Origin of the sequence: Listeria valentina, from assembly GCF_011800755.1 — a bacterium.
Lineage (GTDB): Bacteria > Bacillota > Bacilli > Lactobacillales > Listeriaceae > Listeria > Listeria valentina.
Map to the genome: position 1 here is coordinate 27,408 of NZ_JAATJW010000007.1, position 22,431 is coordinate 49,838.

The 22,431-nt window shown below is 40.9% G+C and carries 23 protein-coding genes, 1 pseudogene and 1 other annotated feature; of the genes and pseudogenes, 20 read left to right on the forward strand and 4 right to left on the reverse strand.

Going from position 1 to position 22,431, the window contains the following annotated elements; all coding sequences use genetic code 11:
- Positions 1-30: 30 nt before the first annotated feature.
- The 15 genes from ftsZ (at position 31) to HCK02_RS03310 (ending at position 15,613) form a co-directional block, all read left to right on the forward strand.
- Complete coding sequence (ftsZ, locus tag HCK02_RS03240; RefSeq protein ID WP_167628700.1) at positions 31-1,200, forward strand: cell division protein FtsZ; 1,170 nt, start codon at positions 31-33, stop codon at positions 1,198-1,200.
- A 52-nt stretch (positions 1,201-1,252) separates the two neighbouring features.
- Complete coding sequence (locus HCK02_RS03245; protein ID WP_167628701.1) at positions 1,253-1,927, forward strand: YggS family pyridoxal phosphate-dependent enzyme; 675 nt, start codon at positions 1,253-1,255, stop codon at positions 1,925-1,927.
- Between the two features lie 21 nt (positions 1,928-1,948).
- A complete protein-coding gene (locus HCK02_RS03250; RefSeq protein WP_115752023.1) occupies positions 1,949-2,410 on the forward strand; it encodes a cell division protein SepF in 462 nt (153 codons plus the stop codon).
- A gap of 23 nt (positions 2,411-2,433) precedes the next feature.
- Entirely contained in the window at positions 2,434-2,730 is a 297-nt protein-coding gene (locus HCK02_RS03255) for a YggT family protein (RefSeq protein ID WP_036071913.1), read from the forward strand.
- 122 nt (positions 2,731-2,852) lie between these two features.
- Positions 2,853-3,629 carry a YlmH family RNA-binding protein gene (locus HCK02_RS03260; protein WP_167628702.1) on the forward strand — a complete coding sequence of 259 codons (777 nt, stop codon included), beginning with the start codon at positions 2,853-2,855 and terminating at the stop codon, positions 3,627-3,629.
- Positions 3,630-3,782: 153 nt separating this feature from the next.
- Complete coding sequence (locus HCK02_RS03265) at positions 3,783-4,301, forward strand: transcription repressor NadR (protein ID WP_167628703.1); 519 nt, start codon at positions 3,783-3,785, stop codon at positions 4,299-4,301.
- Positions 4,302-4,447: 146 nt separating this feature from the next.
- Positions 4,448-4,978: a DivIVA domain-containing protein gene (locus HCK02_RS03270; protein ID WP_115752027.1), complete on the forward strand. Its 531-nt coding sequence runs from the start codon at positions 4,448-4,450 to the stop codon at positions 4,976-4,978.
- Positions 4,978-5,197, forward strand: a binding site (T-box leader). It overlaps the preceding gene by 1 nt.
- A gap of 57 nt (positions 5,198-5,254) precedes the next feature.
- Positions 5,255-8,017, forward strand: coding sequence for an isoleucine--tRNA ligase (gene ileS, locus HCK02_RS03275; protein WP_167628704.1), 2,763 nt, complete (start codon positions 5,255-5,257; stop codon positions 8,015-8,017).
- Between the two features lie 99 nt (positions 8,018-8,116).
- Complete coding sequence (gene dapF / locus HCK02_RS03280) at positions 8,117-9,103, forward strand: diaminopimelate epimerase (protein WP_167628705.1); 987 nt, start codon at positions 8,117-8,119, stop codon at positions 9,101-9,103.
- A gap of 10 nt (positions 9,104-9,113) precedes the next feature.
- Positions 9,114-9,812 carry a phosphatase PAP2 family protein gene (locus HCK02_RS03285; RefSeq protein WP_167628706.1) on the forward strand — a complete coding sequence of 233 codons (699 nt, stop codon included), beginning with the start codon at positions 9,114-9,116 and terminating at the stop codon, positions 9,810-9,812.
- 368 nt (positions 9,813-10,180) lie between these two features.
- Positions 10,181-10,378, forward strand: coding sequence for a cold-shock protein CspD (cspD, locus tag HCK02_RS03290; protein ID WP_167628707.1), 198 nt, complete (start codon positions 10,181-10,183; stop codon positions 10,376-10,378).
- 235 nt (positions 10,379-10,613) lie between these two features.
- Entirely contained in the window at positions 10,614-12,296 is a 1,683-nt protein-coding gene (gene alsS, locus HCK02_RS03295; protein ID WP_167628708.1) for an acetolactate synthase AlsS, read from the forward strand.
- A gap of 142 nt (positions 12,297-12,438) precedes the next feature.
- Positions 12,439-13,101, forward strand: coding sequence for a deoxyribose-phosphate aldolase (gene deoC / locus HCK02_RS03300; protein ID WP_167628709.1), 663 nt, complete (start codon positions 12,439-12,441; stop codon positions 13,099-13,101).
- 109 nt (positions 13,102-13,210) lie between these two features.
- The gene (locus tag HCK02_RS03305) at positions 13,211-14,242 is read left to right on the forward strand and encodes a LacI family DNA-binding transcriptional regulator (protein WP_167628710.1); all 1,032 of its coding nucleotides are present in this window, start codon (positions 13,211-13,213) and stop codon (positions 14,240-14,242) included.
- Between the two features lie 69 nt (positions 14,243-14,311).
- A complete protein-coding gene (locus HCK02_RS03310; protein WP_167628711.1) occupies positions 14,312-15,613 on the forward strand; it encodes a pyrimidine-nucleoside phosphorylase in 1,302 nt (433 codons plus the stop codon).
- 38 nt (positions 15,614-15,651) lie between these two features.
- Here the strand turns inward: HCK02_RS03310 and budA are convergent, their stop codons facing one another.
- Positions 15,652-16,365 carry an acetolactate decarboxylase gene (gene budA / locus HCK02_RS03315; protein WP_167628712.1) on the reverse strand — a complete coding sequence of 238 codons (714 nt, stop codon included), beginning with the start codon at positions 16,363-16,365 and terminating at the stop codon, positions 15,652-15,654.
- A 218-nt stretch (positions 16,366-16,583) separates the two neighbouring features.
- Here budA and HCK02_RS03320 point away from each other — a divergent pair, with 218 nt between their 5' ends.
- Both HCK02_RS03320 and HCK02_RS03325 read left to right on the forward strand, forming a co-directional pair.
- Complete coding sequence (locus tag HCK02_RS03320) at positions 16,584-17,105, forward strand: GNAT family N-acetyltransferase (RefSeq protein WP_167628713.1); 522 nt, start codon at positions 16,584-16,586, stop codon at positions 17,103-17,105.
- Positions 17,084-17,539, forward strand: a pseudogene (locus HCK02_RS03325) (DUF6884 domain-containing protein); the annotation flags it as partial. The gene HCK02_RS03320 and the pseudogene HCK02_RS03325, both read left to right, overlap by 22 nt.
- Here HCK02_RS03325 and HCK02_RS14265 read toward each other — a convergent pair.
- Together HCK02_RS14265 and HCK02_RS03330 are read right to left on the reverse strand one after the other, a co-directional pair.
- A complete protein-coding gene (locus HCK02_RS14265) occupies positions 17,530-17,682 on the reverse strand; it encodes a hypothetical protein (protein WP_425482848.1) in 153 nt (50 codons plus the stop codon). The pseudogene HCK02_RS03325 and the gene HCK02_RS14265 overlap by 10 nt on opposite strands.
- A 45-nt stretch (positions 17,683-17,727) precedes the next feature.
- On the reverse strand, positions 17,728-18,171 hold the full coding sequence (locus HCK02_RS03330; protein ID WP_167628714.1) for a YueI family protein: 444 nt from the start codon (positions 18,169-18,171) through the stop codon (positions 17,728-17,730).
- Between the two features lie 168 nt (positions 18,172-18,339).
- Here HCK02_RS03330 and HCK02_RS03335 point away from each other — a divergent pair, with 168 nt between their 5' ends.
- Positions 18,340-18,846: a GNAT family N-acetyltransferase gene (locus tag HCK02_RS03335; RefSeq protein WP_167628715.1), complete on the forward strand. Its 507-nt coding sequence runs from the start codon at positions 18,340-18,342 to the stop codon at positions 18,844-18,846.
- Positions 18,847-18,896: 50 nt separating this feature from the next.
- Here HCK02_RS03335 and zwf read toward each other — a convergent pair whose 3' ends face one another.
- Entirely contained in the window at positions 18,897-20,378 is a 1,482-nt protein-coding gene (gene zwf / locus HCK02_RS03340; RefSeq protein WP_167628716.1) for a glucose-6-phosphate dehydrogenase, read from the reverse strand.
- A 247-nt stretch (positions 20,379-20,625) separates the two neighbouring features.
- Here zwf and rnz point away from each other — a divergent pair, with 247 nt between their 5' ends.
- Positions 20,626-21,543, forward strand: a complete 918-nt coding sequence (rnz, locus tag HCK02_RS03345; RefSeq protein ID WP_167628717.1) for a ribonuclease Z — start codon at positions 20,626-20,628, stop codon at positions 21,541-21,543.
- A 13-nt stretch (positions 21,544-21,556) separates the two neighbouring features.
- A complete protein-coding gene (locus tag HCK02_RS03350; RefSeq protein WP_167628718.1) occupies positions 21,557-22,348 on the forward strand; it encodes an SDR family NAD(P)-dependent oxidoreductase in 792 nt (263 codons plus the stop codon).
- Positions 22,349-22,431: the final 83 nt, after the last annotated feature.

The window sequence follows — 22,431 nt, forward strand, 5'->3', positions numbered from 1 at the left end:
AAAATCAAGAAAGTAGTAGGAGGAAATAGAATGTTAGAGTTTGAAACCAATTCTGAAAGCTTGGCAACGATTAAAGTAATTGGCGTCGGCGGTGGCGGAAATAACGCTGTTAATCGCATGATCGAACACGGCGTTCAAGGCGTTGAATTTATTTCTGTTAATACAGATGCCCAAGCCCTTAATTTAGCTAAATCAGAAGTAAAACTACAGATCGGTTCAAAGCTTACTCGTGGGCTTGGAGCTGGAGCTGTCCCTGAAATCGGGAAAAAAGCGGCAGAAGAAAGCCGTGAAGTTATTGAAGAAGCATTAAAAGGTGCCGACATGGTATTTGTTACTGCCGGAATGGGCGGCGGCACAGGAACTGGTGCAGCCCCAGTTATTGCACAAATTGCAAAGGAAATGGGCGCTCTAACAGTTGGCGTGATTACGCGACCATTTGGTTTCGAGGGGCCAAAACGCTCGAAACAAGCGGTTTCTGGAACAGAAGCAATGAAAGAAGCAGTGGATACACTGATTGTGATTCCAAACGATCGTTTACTTCAAATTGTGGATAAAAACACACCGATGCTTGAAGCGTTCCGTGAAGCGGATAATGTTCTTCGTCAAGGGGTTCAAGGGATTTCTGATTTGATTGCAGTACCTGGGCTTATCAACTTGGACTTTGCTGATGTGAAAACGATCATGACGAATCGTGGATCAGCTCTTATGGGAATTGGAATTGCAACGGGTGAAAACCGCGCGGCAGATGCTGCTAAAAAAGCAATTTCTTCTCCACTACTTGAAACATCGATTGATGGAGCTAAAGGTGTGCTGATGAACATTACAGGCGGATCAAATCTTAGCTTGTATGAAGTTCAAGAAGCAGCAGAAATCGTATCAAATGCTTCTGATCCAGAAGTGAATATGATTTTTGGCTCTGTTATTAACGATGATTTAAAAGATGAACTTGTTGTAACAGTGATTGCTACTGGTTTTGATGAATCGAAACAACAAACGGTTCAACCAAGACGTGCGGCAGGTCAAAAAATTGATGTGAATCGGCCAAATTATGCTAAACCTGAAGAGTCACGCAGACCGATTGAAAATGATTCAGCTGAACAACAAGCGCCTTCTTACCGTGAAGAAGAACCAGCAAGCACAGATCATGGAGATGTTGATGTTCCGGCGTTCATTCGCAATCGTAATAGACGTAAACGTTAAAAATGTTTGAAGCGTTAGAATTCGGGAATTCAAATGAACAAAGGTGACGCAGATGTCGAAACAAGATAATCTCATTCAAATAAATGCAAATATCAAAGAAGCTTGCAAAAAATCTGGGCGTTCTGAAGCAGACGTACATTTGGTTGCGGTAACGAAGACCATTGATGTTGCAGGAATGAAAGAACTTTATGATTTGGGAATTCGTGATTTTGGTGAAAACCGGGTGGATGTCTTTTTAGAGAAATATGAAGCACTTCAAGATTTCTCGGACATCCGCTGGCATTTCATCGGATCGCTCCAAACACGCAAGGTGAAGCAAATTATTGATAAAGTGGATTTTATTCATTCGCTTGATCGCGTGAGTTTGGCTGAGGAAATTGAAAAATGGGCTGTAAAGCCAGTCCGCTGTTTCTTGCAGCTGAATGTTTCTGGAGAGGAATCCAAACACGGTTTTACGAAGGAATCAGCCTTGGCATTTTTGAAACAAGCTGATTTCAAACACATTGAAATTGTCGGATTGATGACGATGGCTCCAATTACTGAAAATGAAGACGACCTTCATGAGATTTTTAATGCGTTGAAAGAAGCAGGAGCTGAAATTGCATCGCTTCAACTCAGCCAAGTGACAGCAAGCGAACTATCTATGGGAATGACAAATGACTACAGCATTGCAATTGAAGAAGGTGCCACATATATTCGTGTTGGCAGAGCGCTCGTAAATGACTAAAATTAACGGAGGTGCAAGATCATGGGACTTTCCAATAAATTCAAATCTTTCTTTTTCCTTGATGAAGATGAATACTACGAAGAAGAAACAAACCGAAAAAACAATCAGGAACCTGAGCCAATGATTCAGAAAAAAAATGAAAAACCAGCTAAAAATCGTTTTCGTGCTGTTGAAGAGGAGCCGAATGTCGTGAGCATGCAAGGTGCGCAATTTTCAAGTGAAGTAATGCTTTCTGAACCACGTGTGTACGCGGAGGCACAAGAACTCGCGGATTACTTAAAGGAATATAAAACGCTTGTTGTTAACTTACAGCGTATTAGTCACGATCAAGCTATTCGGATCGTAGATTTCCTAAGTGGAACGGTTTATGCACTGGGAGGCGACATCCAACGTATTGGGAATAATATTTTCCTTTGTACGCCAGAAAACGTTAGTGTGGATGGCTCGATTTCTGAAATGCTTGAAGAACAAAATTACATGTAAAGCTAGAGAGGTGGAACACAAGGTTGCAAACTTTTTTAATTCAAGTGGTTGATGTGATTTTGTTTATCATTCGCTACTTGCCAACACTCATGTTTGTCTACTTCTTGATGAGCTGGTTTCCCGGGGCACGTGATTCGAAGATCGGGCGCTTTTTAGGTCGAATTTTCGAACCAATTCTGGAACCGTTCAGACGGATTATCCCGCCGATTGGAATGTTCGATATTTCATCATTGGTTGCTTTTATTGCTTTCCAATTTGCGATGACTGTACTTACCAATTTGATTTATCAATACGTTGTACCGCTTTTATACGGGATTTAACGGGTCATGTCTTTCGGGCATGACTTTTTTTAAAGGAGGAAAACTTGTCCGACCCGAAAGAAGATAAAATCGGCCAAGTCTTGATGATTTGTTTTACAAAAAAATAAAGGGAGGTGAAGCAGATGGAAGGCATTTATCAACATTTTCGCAAAGAAGAATATGCTTTTATCGATCAGGTTTTAGATTTAGCGATTCAAGTGGAGAACGAGTATACCCCGAGGCTGACAGAATTTTTAGATCCACGCCAGCGTTTTATTGCTGAAACGGTTGTTGGTGGATATGAGATGATGGAAATCACCTTTTTTGGTGGATCGGAATTTACAGAACGAAAGCGAGCACTGATTTATCCCGATTATTACGTGCCAGAAGAGAAGGACTTTCAAATTAGTCTTTTTCATATTCGCTATCCTGTGAAATTCACGACGCTCACACATCAAAAAATTCTTGGAACGCTGATGTCGCTCGGTATTCGTCGCGAGGCTTTCGGGGATATTTTAAATCAAGGTGAAGAGTGGCAGTTTTTTGTAGATGCCGAAATGGCGCATTATGTAACAAGTCAACTCGAAAAAATTGGGAAAGTCAATGTAATGCTTGAAGAAGTTTCACTCAGCGAGGCTTTAATTGTGCAAGAAGAATGGGAAGAGCAAATGATTACTACTTCGAGTTTACGACTGGATGGTGTTTTAAGCAACGCGCTTCATCTTTCTAGGCAAAAAGCGAAACAAATGATTCAAGCCGGACTTGTTAAAGTGAACTGGAAAGTGGTTCAAAACCCAGATTTTGAGTGTGAAGAAGCGGATATTTTGTCGGCGCGAGGTTATGGGCGGATTAAATTGGTTCAAATTCATGGACGAACTAAAAAAGATAAAATTCGAATGGATATTGGCTTTTTAAAATAAGAAACTGGAAATGGTATGAAATCTGTTGACAGTTTCTTTTTTGTGGCAAGAAAATATGGAAAGCGATGGCAGATTGATGTTGCATAAGCGGTGCTTGTGATATAATAACCTTAATTTAAAGGGAAGAGAAGGACGTAAGGCAGGTGAAGAATTTTGAAAAAAATGCTTGGAGAAGATAGACGAGCGGCCATTTTAGACTGGCTACAACATACTTCTGAACCGATTTCTGGTGGCGAATTAGCCAAGCGGACAGATGTGAGCAGGCAAGTGATTGTGCAAGATATTTCATTGCTTCGAGCAATGGAGCAGCCGATCATTTCGACTCCACAAGGTTATATGATGACTAAGGAATCGAAAAGAATTCAACGGATCATAGCTTGTAATCACACGAAAGAAGAAGCTGAAAGTGAGTTAAATACTTTAGTGGATTATGGGGTTTCTGTCATTGATGTGATTGTGGATCATCCGATTTACGGGGAACTGACTGGGAATCTTCATTTGAATAGTCGCTTTGATGTTGAAAAATTCATCTATAAATTAAAAACGACCGATGCGCTGATGCTTTCTGGTTTAACGAATGGGCTTCATCTCCATACCATTGAAGCGGATACGGAGGAACAAATCAACAAAGCAATTGAAGTTTTAGCGGAAATTGGGATACTTGTTCGCTAAAATCGACATTGCACTAGGAAAAAATGATAGATTGTGTTAAAATAAAACTTATATTGGATTTGTTTTGTGAAAAGCAAGGCTCTTTCGAAATTTAGTGGTTGTGTATTGAAACTGCGATTTCGATAATTCGTACGGAGGTGTAGAATATGCCATTATCGCCACTGGATATACATAACAAAGAATTTACCCGTGGTTTTAGAGGTTATGATGAAGATGAAGTAAATGACTTCCTCGATCAGATTATCAAAGATTATGAACAAGTGCTAAAAGAAAAGAAACGTCTAGAAGATTCCTTAAACAACAATGAAGAACGCTTAGGACATTTTACAAATATTGAAGAAACGCTAAATAAATCATTAATTGTTGCGCAGACAGCGGCAGAGGAAGTTAAACAATCTGCTGATCAAGAAGCAAAATTAATTATTCGTGAAGCAGAAAAAAATGCGGATCGTATTTTAGCGGATTCTCTTTCAAAAGCACGTAAGATTTCAATTGAAATTGAAGACTTGAAACGTCAATCGAAAGTTTTCCGGGAACGTTTGCGCTTGCTTGTTGAAGCTCAAATGGACTTGATTAAAAGCGATGATTGGCAACAAATGATGGAATATGACGTGGATGCAACGGAACTGAAATCTATTAAAGAAGTTCAGGAAGATGCAGAAAACGAACAAGAATAGAAAAAATGTTGATCTGAGACAAGTATGTTTTTCTTAGACTTACTTAAAAGCGATCTGGTGATGGTGCGAGACCAGAAGTAAGTTGAAATTCAGAAATCACTCAAGGAGTTCTGGATCTGAATAAAGTAAGATTCAGCGCGGCCAGGCGTTAATGGAACGAGTGGATAAAAAGTTTCTTTTTATCAACAAGGGTGGTAACGCGATAATCTCGTCCCTTTTTTAAGGGAGGAGATTTTTATTTTTTGCGGAATAATAATATAAAGGAGTTTGTGAGCGATGGATTATAAAGATACGTTATTGATGCCGAAAACTGCATTTCCTATGCGAGGAAATTTGCCAAATAAAGAGCCGATTTGGCAAGAAAAATGGGAAAAAGAAAATCTCTATCAAAAAGTTCAAGAAAAAAATGCGGGGCGTCCGACTTACATTTTGCATGATGGTCCTCCATATGCAAACGGTGAGCTTCACATGGGACACGCGATGAACAAAACCATTAAGGACATTATAGTTCGCTATAAATCGATGGCAGGCTTCAGATCACCTTATGTACCTGGTTGGGATACACATGGGCTTCCAATCGAACAAGCACTAACTAAAAAAGGCGTGAAACGGAAAGAAATGTCAGTTGCTGAATTCCGTAAGCTTTGTGAAGAATATGCTTATAAGCAAATCGACTTGCAACGAACAGGTTTCAAGCGCCTTGGTGTAAATGGTGATTGGGAAAATCCTTACATTACATTAAAACCTGAATATGAAGCTGAACAAATTAAAGTGTTTGGGGAAATGGCAAAAAAAGGTTATATCTATAAAGGGAAAAAGCCTGTTTATTGGTCGCCTTCGAGTGAATCAGCATTAGCAGAAGCGGAAATCGAATATCATGATAAAAAATCTGCTTCCATTTATGTCGCTTTCGATGTGAAAGATGGCAAGGGAGTCATTGATAACGATACAAAAATTGTTATTTGGACGACAACTCCATGGACGATTCCAGCTAATATGGGGATTACTGTCAATCCTAATTTAGATTATGCAGTTGTAGAAACAGCTGGACAAAAGTATCTCGTAGCCGCTGCACTCGTTGATTCTCTGAAAGAAACGCTCGGTTGGGATGATGGAAAAGTCATTCAAACGGTTCGGGGTAGTGATTTAGACCGAGTTGTAGCGAAACATCCGTTTTATGATCGTGATTCACTTGTCATTAACGGTGAACATGCTACAGCAGACGCTGGAACAGGAGCTGTACACACGGCACCCGGTCACGGGGAAGATGACTTCATTGTCGGACAAAAATATGGTTTAAATGTGCTAGCACCAATTGATGAAAAAGGTGTCTTTACAGATGAAGCTCCAGGATTTGAAGGCTTATTCTATGACGAAGCCAATAAAGTGGCGACTGAAAAACTAAAAGAAGTGGGAGCACTTCTAAAACTTGATTTTATTACCCACAGTTATCCACATGATTGGCGTACGAAAAAACCAGTTATTTTCCGTGCGACGCCGCAATGGTTTGCTTCAATTAATAAATTCCGTGGTGAATTAATGGATGCAGTTCAAAAAGTGAACTGGACACCTGCTTGGGGAGAAACTAGACTGTATAACATGGTTCGTGATCGCGGAGATTGGGTCATTTCTCGTCAACGTGCTTGGGGAGTTCCATTACCGATTTTTTATGCGGAAAATGGCGATGCAATCATCACGGATGAAACGATTCAACATATTTCTGATTTGTTCCGTGAACATGGCTCAAATATCTGGTTTGAAAAAGAAGCGAAAGACCTCTTACCAGAAGGGTTTACACATCCATCAAGTCCAAATGGTGAGTTTACGAAAGAACAAGATATCATGGATGTTTGGTTTGACTCTGGTTCGAGTCATCAAGCTGTATTAGAAGCTAGACCAGAGCTTTCAAGACCTGCAGATCTTTACATGGAAGGTTCTGACCAGTATCGCGGTTGGTTTAACTCATCGCTTACAACGGCTGTTGCAATGACCGGAGAAGCGCCTTATCGTAATGTGCTTAGTCACGGATTTGCGCTTGACGGGGAAGGTCGCAAGATGAGTAAATCACTTGGTAACACGATTTTACCAGGAAAAGTAATTAATCAGCTAGGAGCAGACATTGTTCGCTTGTGGGTAGCTTCTGTGGATTATCAAGCGGATGTTCGTATCAGCGATGATATCTTAAAACAAGTTTCAGAAGTATATCGAAAAATCCGGAACACAATGCGTTTCTTACTAGGAAATGTGAATGACTTCCATCCAGAAAAAGATCAAGTGGCTTTTGAAGAGCTGCGAGAAGTGGATCAATATGTACTCGTTAAATTAGACCACTTGGTTAAAGCTGTATTGAATAGTTATGAAAAATTTGAGTTCTCGACGATTTATCATCAAATCAATAATTTCTGTACAGTGCTACTAAGCCAATTCTATATGGATTTTGCGAAAGATGTAGTTTATATTGAAGCGGCAGACAGCTTGAGCCGCCGTTCAATGCAAACGGTCTTCTATGAATCGGTTGTTGCCTTGACCAAATTGCTTGCACCAATTCTTCCTCATACAACAGAAGAAGTTTGGGCGAATCTAAATGGGGAAGAAACAACAAGTATTCATCTTGAAGATATGCCAGAATCGCATGATCTTCAAGTGAAAGCTGGGCTTGAAGAAAAATGGGATGAGTTCATGAAAGTGCGTGACGGCGTTCAAAAGGCGCTGGAAGAAGCTCGAAATGAAAAAATGATCGGGAAATCCATGCTAGCAAAAGTAACGCTTTATGTGGATGAAACAGGGAAAGCGCTATTTGATTCACTTGAAGGCGACTTTGCACAGCTCTTTATCGTATCTGATTTTGAACTAGTCGAAGGACTGGCAAAAGCTCCAGAGACGGCGCTCGAAATTCCGCATGTAGCGGTCCAAATTTCTGTTGCTGAAGGAGAGGTTTGTGAACGTTGCCGTGTTGTGAAAAAAGATGTGGGTACTGATGAGCATCATCCAACACTATGTGCGCGTTGTGCGGATATTGTAACTAAAAACTATGAATGAGTGAAGCTTAGAAAGGGCTGCCTCCACTGGCAGCCCTTTTCTAGTCACGTTCATTAGAATATGATACAATATAGCTAAAAATTTGGAAGGGTGAACACGTTGAAGCTGGATTTTATTAAAGTTCACGGGTCACAAAATGACTTTTTTATCTTGGATGAAAGAAAGAACGAGCTTGGCGCATGGACGGATGCCAAAAAAGCGCTTCTTGCCCAAAAGTTGTGTGATCGTTCGCATATGCTTGGCGGTGCTGATGGGATTTTGCTTGTCGGAGAAGGGGATTCTGGAACAATTGGAAAGATGCGTGTTTTCAATTCAGACGGTTCAGAAGCTTCGATGTGCGGAAATGGTCTCAGGACGGTAGCGCGTTATTTGTTAGAAGAAAACGGGTTAGAGGAAGCGAAAGTAGAAACCATGAAAGCGGATCTTCAAGTGAAGAAAAGCAATTCACTAGGATTTGGAATTCCTACTTTTGAAGTGGAAATTTCTCCGGTGCTGTTTACACCAAGCAGTTTGCCTTTTCATTATCAAGGAGACCAACTTTTTGATGAAGTGATACCAGAACTAGATCCAGAATTGCATTTTTCTGCTGTGGCTGTGCCGAATCCACATTTGATTAGTTTTGTTTCGAAAGAGACGCTTGCATCGGATAAACAAGAGAAGCTTGCAAGTTACTTAAATGGTGAAAATCCATATTTTCCAGATGGTGTCAATGTTAGCTTTGCTCATCGTCTTTCGGAAAATCAAATTTTTGTTCGAACCTTTGAACGAGGTGTTGGCTTCACGAATGCTTGTGGCACGGCGATGTCGGCCTCGAGTCTGATTAAAAAGTTGCTAGACCATGATAAACTGGAAGAAGCGCTTGAAGTGTATAACGACGGCGGTATGGTGAAAGTAACAGCGGAGAAAACAAATGGGTCTTTTTCATTACATTTGATTGGTAATGCCACTTTCACAGATAAAGGAACCATTGAAATTTCTGAAGATGGAGCAAGCGTTTCGCTACTTTCTACGGAAAAAACGAATGAACAAGAAGGTTACTTGCAACTTGTTGAACAAGTTAAAGCATTTTTGCAGCAAGTAAAGTAAGGAGAAGAGAATGAATTCAAATGGAAAAAAAGCTTTGCCGTTACTCGTTATCGGAGTGATTGCTTTGATTGCGTTTATTTTTGAGGCGGTAAGTGTGGCAAAAAGTAGTAATTGGGTGGCAAAGTTTGATTTAAGCTGGATCGCCCGGATTCGCGACGGACATATTGAAGCGGGAACGACGAAACTAGTAAAATTTTTAACGCATTTTGGATCTGCTGAATATGTGATCGTTATGACGATTATTGTTGTCATCGTCTTATTCATTTTACGGAAGTTTACTGTTGGATTATGGTTTGGGGGCACAGTTCTGTTTTGTGGCGTCGTGCTCAACTACTTACTAAAACATTTTGTTGAACGTAGTCGCCCGGATGCATCTAACTGGCTGATCTCTGAGACAGGCTTTAGTTATCCGAGTGGACATGCTACGGCAACATCTATTTTTTATGGTTTAGCCGCATTATTTTTGATTTTTACAGTTCGACAAATCTGGGCGAAAATCGTCATTGGCGCACTAGGACTCTTTGTGATTTTCTATATCTTATATTCACGAATTTATTTAGGGGTGCATTATCCAACCGATGTACTTGGCGGATTTTTGTTTGGGATGGCTTCGATTTTTATTTCAACAGGTGTTTACTTCCTTGTTCGAAAACCGCTCCATCAATTGTTAACCAAGTGGCGGCTTAAAGATCTAAGTAAAGTGGAATAAATCGACTTAGTTGCATCTTTCAAAGGAGCGTAATGGTTCTTTTGAAAGATGCTTTTTAATGTGTATTTAAAGTAAGTTCGCGAATTTTCAAAATGTAAACGCCACTATTTTTCTCTTGCAATTTCCTAGGATAAGCGTTAAGATAGAACTGTTGATAAGAAAATATGGTTTTACAAGTTGTATTTGTAGAGAACGGAAATATTCACATGTTATAAAGAGTATTCAAGCTTTTATCATATGAATACTTTTTATAATATGTGAATTTTTTTATGAAAAACACGCAAGGGCTTGTTGATTAGCTTGGCCAGTTTGTTTTTTATTTGAAAACCCATATTAAGTAAATTATTTTTTTGGAGGTCTGTGGAAACATGACAGGTAAGGTAAAATGGTTCAACAGTGAAAAAGGATTTGGATTTATCGAAGTTGAAGGCGGAGACGACGTTTTCGTACATTTCAGTGCGATCCAAGAAGAAGGTTTCAAAAGCCTAGAAGAAGGTCAAGAAGTTGAATTTGACGTTGTTGAAGGTCAGCGTGGCCCTCAAGCTGAAAACGTAACTAAACTATAATTTCAGTTTTAGGTAGAGAAACAAAAGAATGAACGAAGTATCTAGCAGCTTTTTAGAAAGTTGCTAGATTTTTTTATTTAATTGAAACACATTGTAAAACAGTTTTTCGATTCTTGTATAACAGTTTGTTGATTTTGGCTCTTGATTAAACTTAGTTTTTCTATATAATAAGAAAGTATAGTTTAAACTGTTTTAATGAAAATTTAAAACAAAGTGATACAGGAGATGAAACGAATTGGAAAAGAAGCAGGAACAATTTGATGATAAAACTGGAGCGGATCTTGTCGTTGATAGCTTAATCAACCAGGGTGTAACACACGTTTTTGGAATACCTGGAGCAAAAATTGATAAAGTATTTGACGTGATGGAAGAACGTGGCCCTGAGCTTATTGTGAGCCGTCACGAACAAAATGCTACATTTATGGCAGCGGCTGTTGGACGTCTAACTGGAAAACCAGGTGTAGTACTTGTGACAAGTGGACCCGGTGCTTCAAATCTCGCGACTGGACTTGTAACGGCTACATCTGAAGGAGATCCAGTTGTAGCGATTGCGGGAAATGTGGGCAGACAAGACCGATTAAAAAGAACGCACCAATCGATGGACAATGCGGCTCTTTTTAAATCAATTACGAAATATAGTGAAGAAGTGGTCGATGCCAAAAATATTCCTGAAGCGCTTTCGAATGCTTTTCGAGCTGCTGAAGAACCTCGGCAAGGTGGGGCGTTTATCAGTTTGCCACAGGACATTGTGACGGAAGAGCACGTTCCGGCAAAAGCGATTCGTTCGCTTGCTCGACCAAAAACGGGTCCGGCAACCAAAGAACAAGTTGCTAAACTTATCACACGGCTGAAAAAAGCCAAACTCCCGGTCCTTCTTCTTGGTATGCGTGCAAGTAGTCCAGAAGTAACTGCATCAATTCGCCGTTTGTTGCAAAAAACAAGCATTCCGGTGGTAGAGACGTTTCAGGCAGCGGGTGTCATTTCTCGTGAGTTAGAAAGCAATTTCTTCGGGCGTGTTGGGCTGTTCCGGAATCAACCGGGAGATATTCTTCTCAGCAAAGCCGATCTCGTTATTACGGTTGGCTATGACCCGATCGAATATGAACCAAAAGCTTGGAATGCATCTTCTGATCGGACGATTGTGCATATTGATGATATTATTGCCGAAATCGACCATTATTATCAACCGGTCACAGAGCTTGTAGGGAACATTTCGCTGACGCTCGACCGGATTAATGCAAAATTCGATGGGCTAGAACTTGGGGAAGCGGAGCAGGAAATTTTAAGAGGCTTGCATGAGCAGCTTGAACAACGTGATATTCCGAGTGAACCCGATGAAACCAATTTAGTTCACCCGCTTTCTGTGATTGAATCGCTACGCTCTAAAATTGACGATGATGTTACAGTAACGGTCGATGTTGGTTCCCATTATATTTGGATGGCGCGGCATTTCCGTTCTTATGAACCGCGGAGATTGCTATTCAGTAATGGCATGCAAACACTTGGTGTTGCACTTCCGTGGGGAATTGCTGCGGGATTAGTTCGCCCGGGTGAAAAAGTGGTATCTATTTCTGGTGATGGTGGCTTCTTGTTTTCTGCAATGGAGCTAGAAACAGCTGTTAGACTCAGAATCCCGCTTGTTCATTTGATTTGGAATGATGGAAGTTACGATATGGTAGCTTTCCAACAAAAAATGAAATACGGAAAAGAAGCAGCTGTTCGCTTTGGTGGAGTAGATTTCGTGAAGTATGCGGAAAGCTTTGGGGCCAAGGGACTTCGTGTTGAGCGCCCTCAAGATTTGGATGCTGTTCTTACTGAAGCTCTTCAATCTGAAGGTCCTGTGATAGTAGATATTCCAATTGACTATCGTGAAAACATCAAGTTGGGTGAATCGCTTCTCCCAGATCAATTCTATTAAGTTTAACTAAAAAGCAAGAATGGGGTTTCCTCCATTCTTGCTTTTTTGGTTGTTTACATTTGGAAATTTCCGTAAGAATCGTTGAAATTGCATGCGATCTAGAGTAAGATACAGTTAGGATAAAACAAAGGAGTTTTGAATGATGAATATTGCCAAAATGATTGATCATACTGCGCTTAAGCCAGAAACGACAAAAGAGCAAATTGAAAAGCTAACGGAAGAAGCTAAAACTTACCAATTTGCTTCGGTTTGTGTGAACCCTACTTGGGTTAAATTTGCGAGCAGCCAACTTGCAGATTCTGGTGTGGATACGTGTACAGTGATTGGTTTTCCGCTTGGAGCGAATACTTCTAGTGTGAAAGCTTTTGAAACAAAAGATGCCATTTTAAATGGAGCAACGGAAGTAGATATGGTCATTAATATCGGCGCGCTAAAAGAGGGAAATGATGCGTTTGTTGAAGAAGATATCAAGGCTGTTGTAGAAGCAGCTGATGGAACACTTGTTAAAGTGATCATCGAAACTTGCCTTTTGACGGATGAAGAGAAGGTTCGTGCTTGCAAGCTTGCGGTGAAAGCAGGAGCTGATTTTGTGAAAACATCTACTGGGTTCAGCTCTGGTGGTGCAACTGTTCATGATATCAAGCTTATGCGTGAAACGGTCGGACCGGATATTGGTGTGAAAGCTTCTGGTGGGATTCGGACAAAAGAAGATGTTTTGAAAATGATTGATGCAGGAGCAACGCGTATTGGAGCAAGTGCTGGCGTAGCGATTGTTTCAGGTGAAGCGGGCACATCAGATTATTAAGTAAATGCATCCAAATCAAGAGATTTGGATGCATTTTTGTTTTTTCTTTCCTAATGGAAGCTTTTATGTGAAAATGTAGGGAGAGCATATTGGAAAGCGAGGGATTCGGTTGAGCACGACGATTCGAGAAATTGCCGAAAAAACAGGAGTGTCGATTACGACCATTTCACAGATTTTAAATGGAAAAGGGGAACGGTTTAGCGAAGTGACAAGGAAAAAAGTCCTTCATGCAGCTGAACAGATGAAGTATAAACCGAATTTTTTCGCTAAAAATATGATCAAAAATCACACGAACACGATTGGCATGGTTGTTCCCGAAGTAACGGATGCTTTCTTTTCGCAGCTAGTAAAAGGAGCAGAAGATTATTTAAACGGGGAAGGGTATATGATCATGCTTTGCAACTCGTCGAATGACACGAAAAGAGAAGATCACTACATTGAAGAATTGCTGCATCGTGCCGTAGATGGACTGATTATCGCAAGTCCGCACATTCTCGATTCAGAAGTCTTTACGCGTCTAAAGGATAAGCGTTGTCCGTTTATTTTACTTGATCGCGAACGAAATGAGCGGCAAGAGGGAAGGATCGCCGTTGATGATTTTGCTGGAGGCTACGAGGCCACAAAACACTTGATCGATTTAGGCCACCGGGACATTGGGATTATCGTTTCAGATGCGTCCTTTTATAATGTGTTTGAACGATTTGAAGGTTACCGAAAAGCCATGAAAGAACATAGTTTGCCGGTTTTAGAAAAATGGATCGTAAGTGGCGATCAAACGATGCAAGGCGGCTTGGATGCTACAAGGAAGCTGTTTGAACAAGATGCGCAGGTGACGGCTATTTTTGCGACGAACGATTTGATGGCAACGGGAGCTTATCGTTATGCGCATGAAGAAGGGATCGCTATCCCAGAAGACCTTTCTGTCATTGGCTTTGATGATATTGAATTAGCGGCTTTTATGACGCCACCATTAACGACAATTCGGCAACCGATATATGAAATGGGAGCAATCGCGGCAAAAGCTCTTCTAGGGAAAATTGAACATCCCGAAGAAGCGATGCCAAATCATTTGCTCAAATTGAATTTGATTGAAAGAAGCAGCACGAAAAGATTTGACAGTGGAAGCTCTTCTACCGTATAGTGAAGGAGAAATGAGCTTTCCATTTTTATGGTTAGTAAAACGGTTTACTTAAGAAAGGACGTGCTTTAAGTGAGAATGGTGGATATTATTTCAAAAAAACGGGATGGCTTGCCATTAACTAAAAATGAAATCGCTTTTTTTGTGGATGGTTATACAAAAGGCGAGATTCCAGATTATCAAGCTAGCGCACTTCTGATGGCAATTTATTTTGAAGATATGACGGAGGAAGAACGGCAGGCTTTGACGATGTCCATGGTAAACTCTGGCGAAACGATCGATCTTTCAGCGATTAGTGGTATTAAAGTTGATAAGCATTCAACTGGCGGCGTTGGTGACACTACGACGCTTGTTCTTGCCCCGCTTGTTGCTGCTGTTGGTGTTCCGGTGGCTAAGATGTCTGGGCGCGGTCTTGGGCACACGGGAGGCACGATTGACAAGCTCGAGTCTGTGAAAGGGTTCCACGTGGAGCTTTCGAAAGAGGAATTCACGGAGCTTGTGAACCGCGATAAAGTAGCTGTTATGGGGCAATCGGGCAATTTGACGCCGGCGGATAAAAAGTTGTATGCGCTCCGAGACGTGACGGGGACGGTTAATTCCATTCCGCTTATTGCGAGTTCGATTATGAGCAAGAAAATTGCGGCGGGTGCTGATGCAATTTGTTTGGATGTAAAGACAGGTGCAGGTGCTTTTATGAAAACAGAAGAAGATGCAGAAAGTTTGGCACATGCCATGGTTCAAATCGGAAATGGCGTGGGACGAAATACGATGGCAGTCATTTCGGATATGTCACAACCGCTCGGCTATGCAATTGGGAATGCACTCGAAGTAAAAGAAGCGATTGCTACTTTGAAAGGAGAAGGCCCAGAAGATTTGACGGAACTTGTGCTTGTTTTAGGAAGCCAAATGGTGGTGCTCGCGGAAAAAGCAGATAGCTTAGAGGAAGCTCGCAAAATGCTTGAAGCGGTCATTCGAAGTGGGGAAGCACTTGAGAAGTTCAAAGAATTCTTGCGGAATCAAGGCGGAGATGATTCGGTGGTGGATAATCCGGATAAGCTTCCTGATGCGGCTTTTAAGCAAGAACTTCCTGCCAAACGAAGCGGTTTTGTAAGTGAGATCGTAGCTGATGAAATGGGAGTTGCCGCGATGATGCTTGGGGCAGGTCGTGCGACAAAAGAAGATGAAATTGATCTTTCTGTTGGAATTGTGCTTCGGAAAAAAGTCGGGGATGCGGTTCAAGAAGGAGAAAGTCTAGCCACGGTTTATAGCAGTCACGCGGATATTTCTGCTGTTCAAGCTAAAATTTATAAACATATTACAATTGCAGATCGAGCTGAAAAACCGAAATTGATTCATAAAATAATTACTGAATAAAAAAGTCAGCTTTCGGGAAGTTCCGAAAGCTGACTTTTTTATTTTTCAGCAGCATCAATTTGGGCAAGCATATCATCTGATACTAGATTTTTGTTTAAGAAGTCCTTCGAATGAGGGAGTTCTAAATGGACTGCAGTTTGTTCGGCAACTTCTACGGTTCCTTCAAGCAATTCATAGTCAAAAACGTGTCCGCCGACTTGCTTAGCTTGATCGATGAAATGGATGTGGTAGCCAGCAACACCAATTCCTGTAATGTAAGCCGGCATGTAGAAACCAACAATCGTTCCTTCGATTTCTTCAAAATGATAAGTTGGTTGCGTTTTAACGGCTTCGACAAGTGGCGGATAGGGTTTCGTTTGTTTTGGAGCGACTCGAGTATTCACAAAACGGAATTTACCTTTGATTTGGACCGCATAGAATAAATTAGGTCCCTTCGTCAAACTTGCTGTTCTTGCTTCGATTTGTTCACGTGTTGTGGCTTCGCTTATTTTGAAACTCGTATCGGGTACGAAATGAGTGATGCTCGCGTACGGTGTTGTTGCTTCAGGTGCGACTTCGTAAGCTTTGCCATCTTCGCGCACTTGATAAGCGACTCCATCTGCTACGACGAGCTCACCATCAAACTGGTCAAATGTGCCAATTCCGAGATCTCCGTGTTTGAGTAGCGCAGAAAAGGTCATTGTTCCGTCAAACAGTCCGCCAACAAGAGCGGCCATCGTGGAATGTTGAAAGAGTTGATTTTCAGTTTCCATTGTTATCTCTCCTTGTAGTACTAGTTTTTCATTCAAGACTAATACAGCTTTTATTCTTTTTTCATTATAGCACTAAAATAAAGTCTTGAAAATGAAGAGGATTCTTAATACAGATGTAAAAATCTGTATTAGTCTTAAGTGGCCTTTAAAGCAAAACTTGCAGAAAACAGCGGGAATTGGTACATTTAAACTATCTTGAAAAGAATGAAGGGGAAGGCATGGAATCTATTGAAACAAAGCGTTTGCTTTTGATTGAATATACCCGTGAAATGATTGAAGCGACGATCGCTGGCATTGGAAAGCTGGAAACAGTGCTTGGCTGCGAGGTTTCTGAGGACTGGCCGGGTATTGATTTCTTTTTTTATTTGCCTTATGTGCTTGATAATGTGAAAAAGAAACCAGAGATGACGAAATGGACGCGTCTTATTATTTTAAAAGAAGAAAATATTGTCATTGGTGAAATTGGTGGGCAAGGCGATCCAGATGAAACTGGTGAAATCGAGCTTGGATACAGTGTTGTTCTGGAGTTTCAACATCATGGATATATGACAGAAGCGCTTTCGGCGATGCTTGCTTGGCTAAAGGAACAAGAAGTGATTACGCGAATTTTTGCGCGTTCGTTTGAAAGTAATTTAGCTTCGATTGGAGTACTAGAGCGGACTGGCTTTGTTCATCAGGCAGATGAGGATGAAGTTCAATCTGGTGGGAAAATAACGCACTGGGAGTGGCAGAAAAAATGATGATTATTCCTTCTGGAAAACCGAAAATTTGGGATAGATCACCAGAACTCGGGGCGGTACGAGCAAGAGAAGCTTATACTGGAACTTTCCACAAACTTTGTCAGGCGTACGCTGAAAAATTTGCAGATGATTGGCTCATTCTTTCCCCACGTTATGGGTTTTTAAAGCCTGAAGATCTCGTTTTAGGGCCTTATGACGTGCGTTTCACCTTAAAAGGAACAAACGCGTCAACTATTCAAATGGAAGAGCTAAAAGCGCAGTGGCAAGAAAAAGGGGTAGCGGCTTTTGAACCAGTGACGATACTTGGAGGAAAGAAATTTACGCCACTGCTTTCTCAGGTGACGGATCAAAAAAATCCCTTGCTTACGCCCTTAAGTGGTTCAAAAGGAATTGGCGACATGCAAGGGAAATTAAAACAAGCGATTCAAAGCGGGCAATATCCCATTTTGCTGATTAAAAAAAGTGCGGCTGTAATTAATAAAAAAAGCACGCCCATGTTGAGATTTTTACGAATAAAAAAGTAAAGACTCTGCAAAAGCATTAATATGCAGAGCGAAACAACAATAATGTGTAGCATGAAGAACCTCCTGTAACGAAAACACGGACTTCGTAATCCGTGTTTTTAGTTTAGCAATTTTTTTATTTTATCAAGTAAGCTTGGCTGCGACTCAGTTTGACTTTCCTCTTTTGTAGGCGTTGCTTTTTCAAGTTTTACATCCGGTGTCGCCACTTCTTGTTTGGCCGCTAAGACAAGGAAAATATCCGTTTCATCTTCTTCGCGCTGAACGATAGAGAACTCATTTCCAGTTTTTTCAGCAAGCTGAATATAAGGCCGAAGGGACTGATAAGGAAGCGCTCCGTTTAAAAGCAGTTTCGCATCTGGATGTTCTTTCATTTTTTGTTCGAGTTCAGGAAGGAAATTAAGTGTTAATACCTGCTCTTTTGTAAGAGAAGTAATCACACGTTCCTGAAAAGTACCCAGATATTTTTTCTTTTGAAGAGGATGTAACTCTTTTCCGCCGGTAATTCCATTTTCAAGATATTGACCAACTTTATCTTCTTCCATGATTTGGATACTCCTTTAAAGCTATTTTCTCGTTTATTGTAGCATGAAGTAGAAGAAGGTGCAAAATTTCACAGGAATGATCGGGCTTTAATTCTAGAAATCTGACTGTGTAAATTTGGATATGGTATAATGAAACTGTATAAAAACTAATGAGAGCGAGCTGGAAATATGCACATTCGTGCCTTAGAAGAAAACGACTTGAACCATATCCATGAGTTAAATAACAAGTTAAATGTCATGGCATATTGGTTTGAGGAGCCTTATGAATCACTAAGTGAATTGAAAAGTTTGTATCAAAAGCACATTTATGATGAGTCCGAACGCCGTTTTGTGATTATTAAGGAAGGTCAATTTGCAGGAATCATTGAACTCGTTGAAATTGACTATATACACCGAAACTGTGAGATTCAAGTAATCGTTAAGGAAGAGTTTCAAGGTGAGGGACTTGCGCAAGGAGCAATGGAAAAAGGCATTAACTATGCGTTTCAAATTTTAAACCTGCATAAAGTCTTTTTATATGTGGATACCGAAAACGAAGGAGCTGTCCATATTTATAAAAAGTTAGGGTTTGAAATTGAAGGAACGATGGTTGAACAGTTTTATATGCGAGGCGAGTACAAAGACTGCTATTTCATGGGGCTATTTAAGCGAAACTGGAAACAAGCACAAATGTAAATAAAAAATCCCGATGGTTGTGGGGAACACAGCCATCGGGATTTTTTATTTTACTCATTTTCAACAGGAAACCAAGCGAATCCATCTTTTTGAACGAGTTCATCTGCTTCTTTAGGTCCCATTGAACCTGGTTTATAGTTCGGGAAGTGATCTTTTGTTGTTGTCCAAACTTCTGCGATGTGATCGACAAAGTTCCAAGAAAGGCTAACTTCATCCCAATGAGAGAAGTAAGTCGCATCTCCGCGCAAACAATCCAGAATTAATTTTTCATAAGCTTCTGGCGTGTTCATCCCGTCTTGTGAGGAATGAACGTAATCCAAGTTGACGGGCATCGTGACCATGCCTTGTCCCGGTTCTTTCACGTTTAAGTGAAGCGTAATCCCTTCATTCGGTTGGATATGGATTACGAGGACATTTCCACCTAGTGATTGCTGATCGCCAAATAAGTTCATTGGAACGTCTTTAAAATGGATAGCAATTTGAGTGGCCTTAGTAGCTAATCGTTTTCCAGTTCGGATGTAGAAGGGAACTCCTGCCCAGCGGAAATTGTCAATCATTAGTTTAGCAGCCACAAAAGTTTCAGTGTTGGAATTAGGATCAACATTTTCTTCTTCACGATAACTTCTTAATTCTTTTCCGTCTACTTCACCATTCCCATATTGCCCGCGGATAAAATGCTGATGCACTTCTTTTCCTTCATACACGCGTAGTGCACGTAGCGCCCGAACTTTTTCGTTACGAATTTCTTTCGTCGTTAGTTTGATCGGCGGTTCCATGGCCAGTAGAGAAACAATTTGCAAGACATGGTTTTGAACCATATCCCGCAGTGCGCCGCTTTCGTCATAGTAGCGCCCGCGATCTTCCACACCGAGTACTTCACTAAGCGTTACTTGGATGTTATCAATATAGCGATTGTTCCACAGTGACTCGATAATCGAATTTGCAAAACGAATGACGGAAATGTTTTGGATCATTTCTTTGCCAAGGTAGTGGTCAATCCGGTAAATTTCATCTTCGTGGAAAGCTTCCCTAAGCGAGTCGTTTAGCTCCTCGGCACTTTCTAAATCGTGGCCAAATGGTTTTTCGATAATTAAACGGTGAAAACCCGCAGTGTCTGTAAAGCCTTCTGATTTGATTCTTCTCGCGATTGTCCCGAAGAAATTGGGTGCCATCGCCAGATAAAACAAACGATTGCCTTCTAATTGATATTTTTCATCTAATTCGTCCGATAGATTTTTTAATGAAACGTAGGTTTCTTGATCCATTACATCATGTGATTGGTAATAGAAGTGGGAAGCGAATTCTTCAGCATGTTCCGAAGCCCCTTCGATTTCTTGAAGCGATTCCTTGACTTTCTCGCGGAAAAATTCATTGCTCCATTCTCTTCTTGCTGTTCCGATGACAGCAAAGTGATCTTTTAAATAGCCTTTCGTAAATAAATGGTATAGAGAGGGATAAAGTTTGCGATTTGCTAAATCTCCCGTTCCACCAAATATTGTGATCAAAGCTTTTTGTTCTAACTCGTCTGCCATACGTGACCTGACCCTCTTTCCTTCATTCTATCTGAAAGTTAGGTTTTACAATAAAAACTAACTTCATTTAATCTTTAACGAGCACAAAAAGCTCATTAGCTCCTTACTATTTTATCTATTTAGCAGGCACTATGCAACTGTTTGATTTACATTTTTAATTGGTCTAGGTTAAAATTTCTTTGGGTTTTCGAAAATCAGTTGATTATGCTAAAATGAAGACTAGTAAAACGAAAGCGGGGAAAGTAAAGTGGAACTCATTTTTCTTGGTACAGGAGCCGGTGTTCCGTCAAAAGGTCGAAATGTCACTTCTCTTGCGCTGATGATGCTGAATGAACGAAACGCAATTTGGCTGTTTGACTGTGGGGAAGCAACGCAGCACCAAATTCTCTATTCACAAGTCAAACTCAGCAAAGTCGAAAAAATTTTTATTACACATATGCACGGCGATCACATTTTTGGCTTGCCAGGGCTGTTATCTAGTCGTTCGTTTCAAGGCGGCGATAGCGAACTAGTCATTTATGGTCCTGAGGGCATCAAAAGTTACATTGAAACGAGTTTGGCGCTTTCTGGAACGCATTTATCCTACCCGCTTCGAATCGAAGAAATCGCTTTGAACGGGATGATTTATCAAGATGAAGCCATCAAAGTAAGCTGTATGGAACTTGATCATGGCATTTCTTCATTTGGCTTTCGGATTGAAGAAAGTGATAAACAAGGGGCGCTTGATGCTGAAAGACTTATGCAAAAGGGGATTAAACCAGGCCCGTTATTTAAGCAATTAAAAGATGGAGAAAAAGTCACGCTGCCAAATGGTGAGATCCTTAACGGGAAAGATTATATTGGGCCTACGCAAAAAGGAAAAGTGCTTGCAATTTTTGGCGATACACGTAGTTTTGCGCGTGAAGAAGAACTGGCAAGAGATGCGGATCTTGTTGTCCATGAAGCCACTTTTGAAGCGGAAAAAGGGGAAATGGCCCGAGCTTATATGCATTCTACAACGAAAGAAGCAGCCACTCTTGCAAGAAACGCCGGAGCGAAGCGACTGATTATTACGCACATTAGCTCGCGCTACGATAAAGAAACCAGTGAACAATTAGTTAGCGAAGCTAGATCGATTTTTCCGGAAACAGAGATAGCTAGTGATTTGAGAACGTTTGAAATTTAGGAGGAAAGAGACAATGAACCGATATCTTGCTGGAAAAACGGTGGTGATTACCGGGGCTTCAAGTGGACTCGGAGAGAGTTTAGCGCACCTTTGTGCACGCGAGAAGGCACATCTTGTTTTGCTTGCCCGAAGTGAAGATAAGCTTGCGGCACTTTCCGGAAAACTTGAATCAGCTTATGACATCAATGCTTCTTTCTATCCTGTTGATTTGACCGATTTTGCTGCGTTAGATGCTTGTGCGGCACGAATTTTAGATCAACACGATGTGGATGTTTTAATAAATTCTGCTGGCTTTGGCTTGTTTGAAACAGCACTAGATACGCCCTTTAAAACGGTGGAGGCGATGTTTGATACAAATGTGTTGGCGCTGATACGCTTTACTCAGCTACTTTTGCCCACTTTACTCGAAAAAAATGAGGGACATATCGTGAATGTTGCCTCGCAAGCTGGGAAAATTGCGACTCCAAAATCAAGTACATATGCGGCTACAAAGTTTGCTGTTTTAGGCTACTCGAATGCGCTTCGGATGGAGCTTAGTGAAACGCATATTCACGTGACAACGGTCAATCCGGGTCCGATGGCAACCAACTTTTTTACAATTGCCGATCAGTCGGGGGAATACTTAAATAATGTTGGCTTTTTTGCTCTTAAACCAGAAAAAGTAGCCGAGAAGACCGTTCGAATTCTTGGCAAGAAGCGGCGGGAAGTCAATTTGCCCATTTTAATGAATATCGGAACGAGACTTTACCAATTGATGCCAAGCCTCGTTGAACTTTTAGGAAAACACGCCTTCATGAAGAAGTAGGCGCGTTTTTCTTTTTTTAGGCTTGGCAAATGCTTCTTTTACTTGTATAATAAAAAGGGAACAGGTGTTCTTTTGAGAGGAGA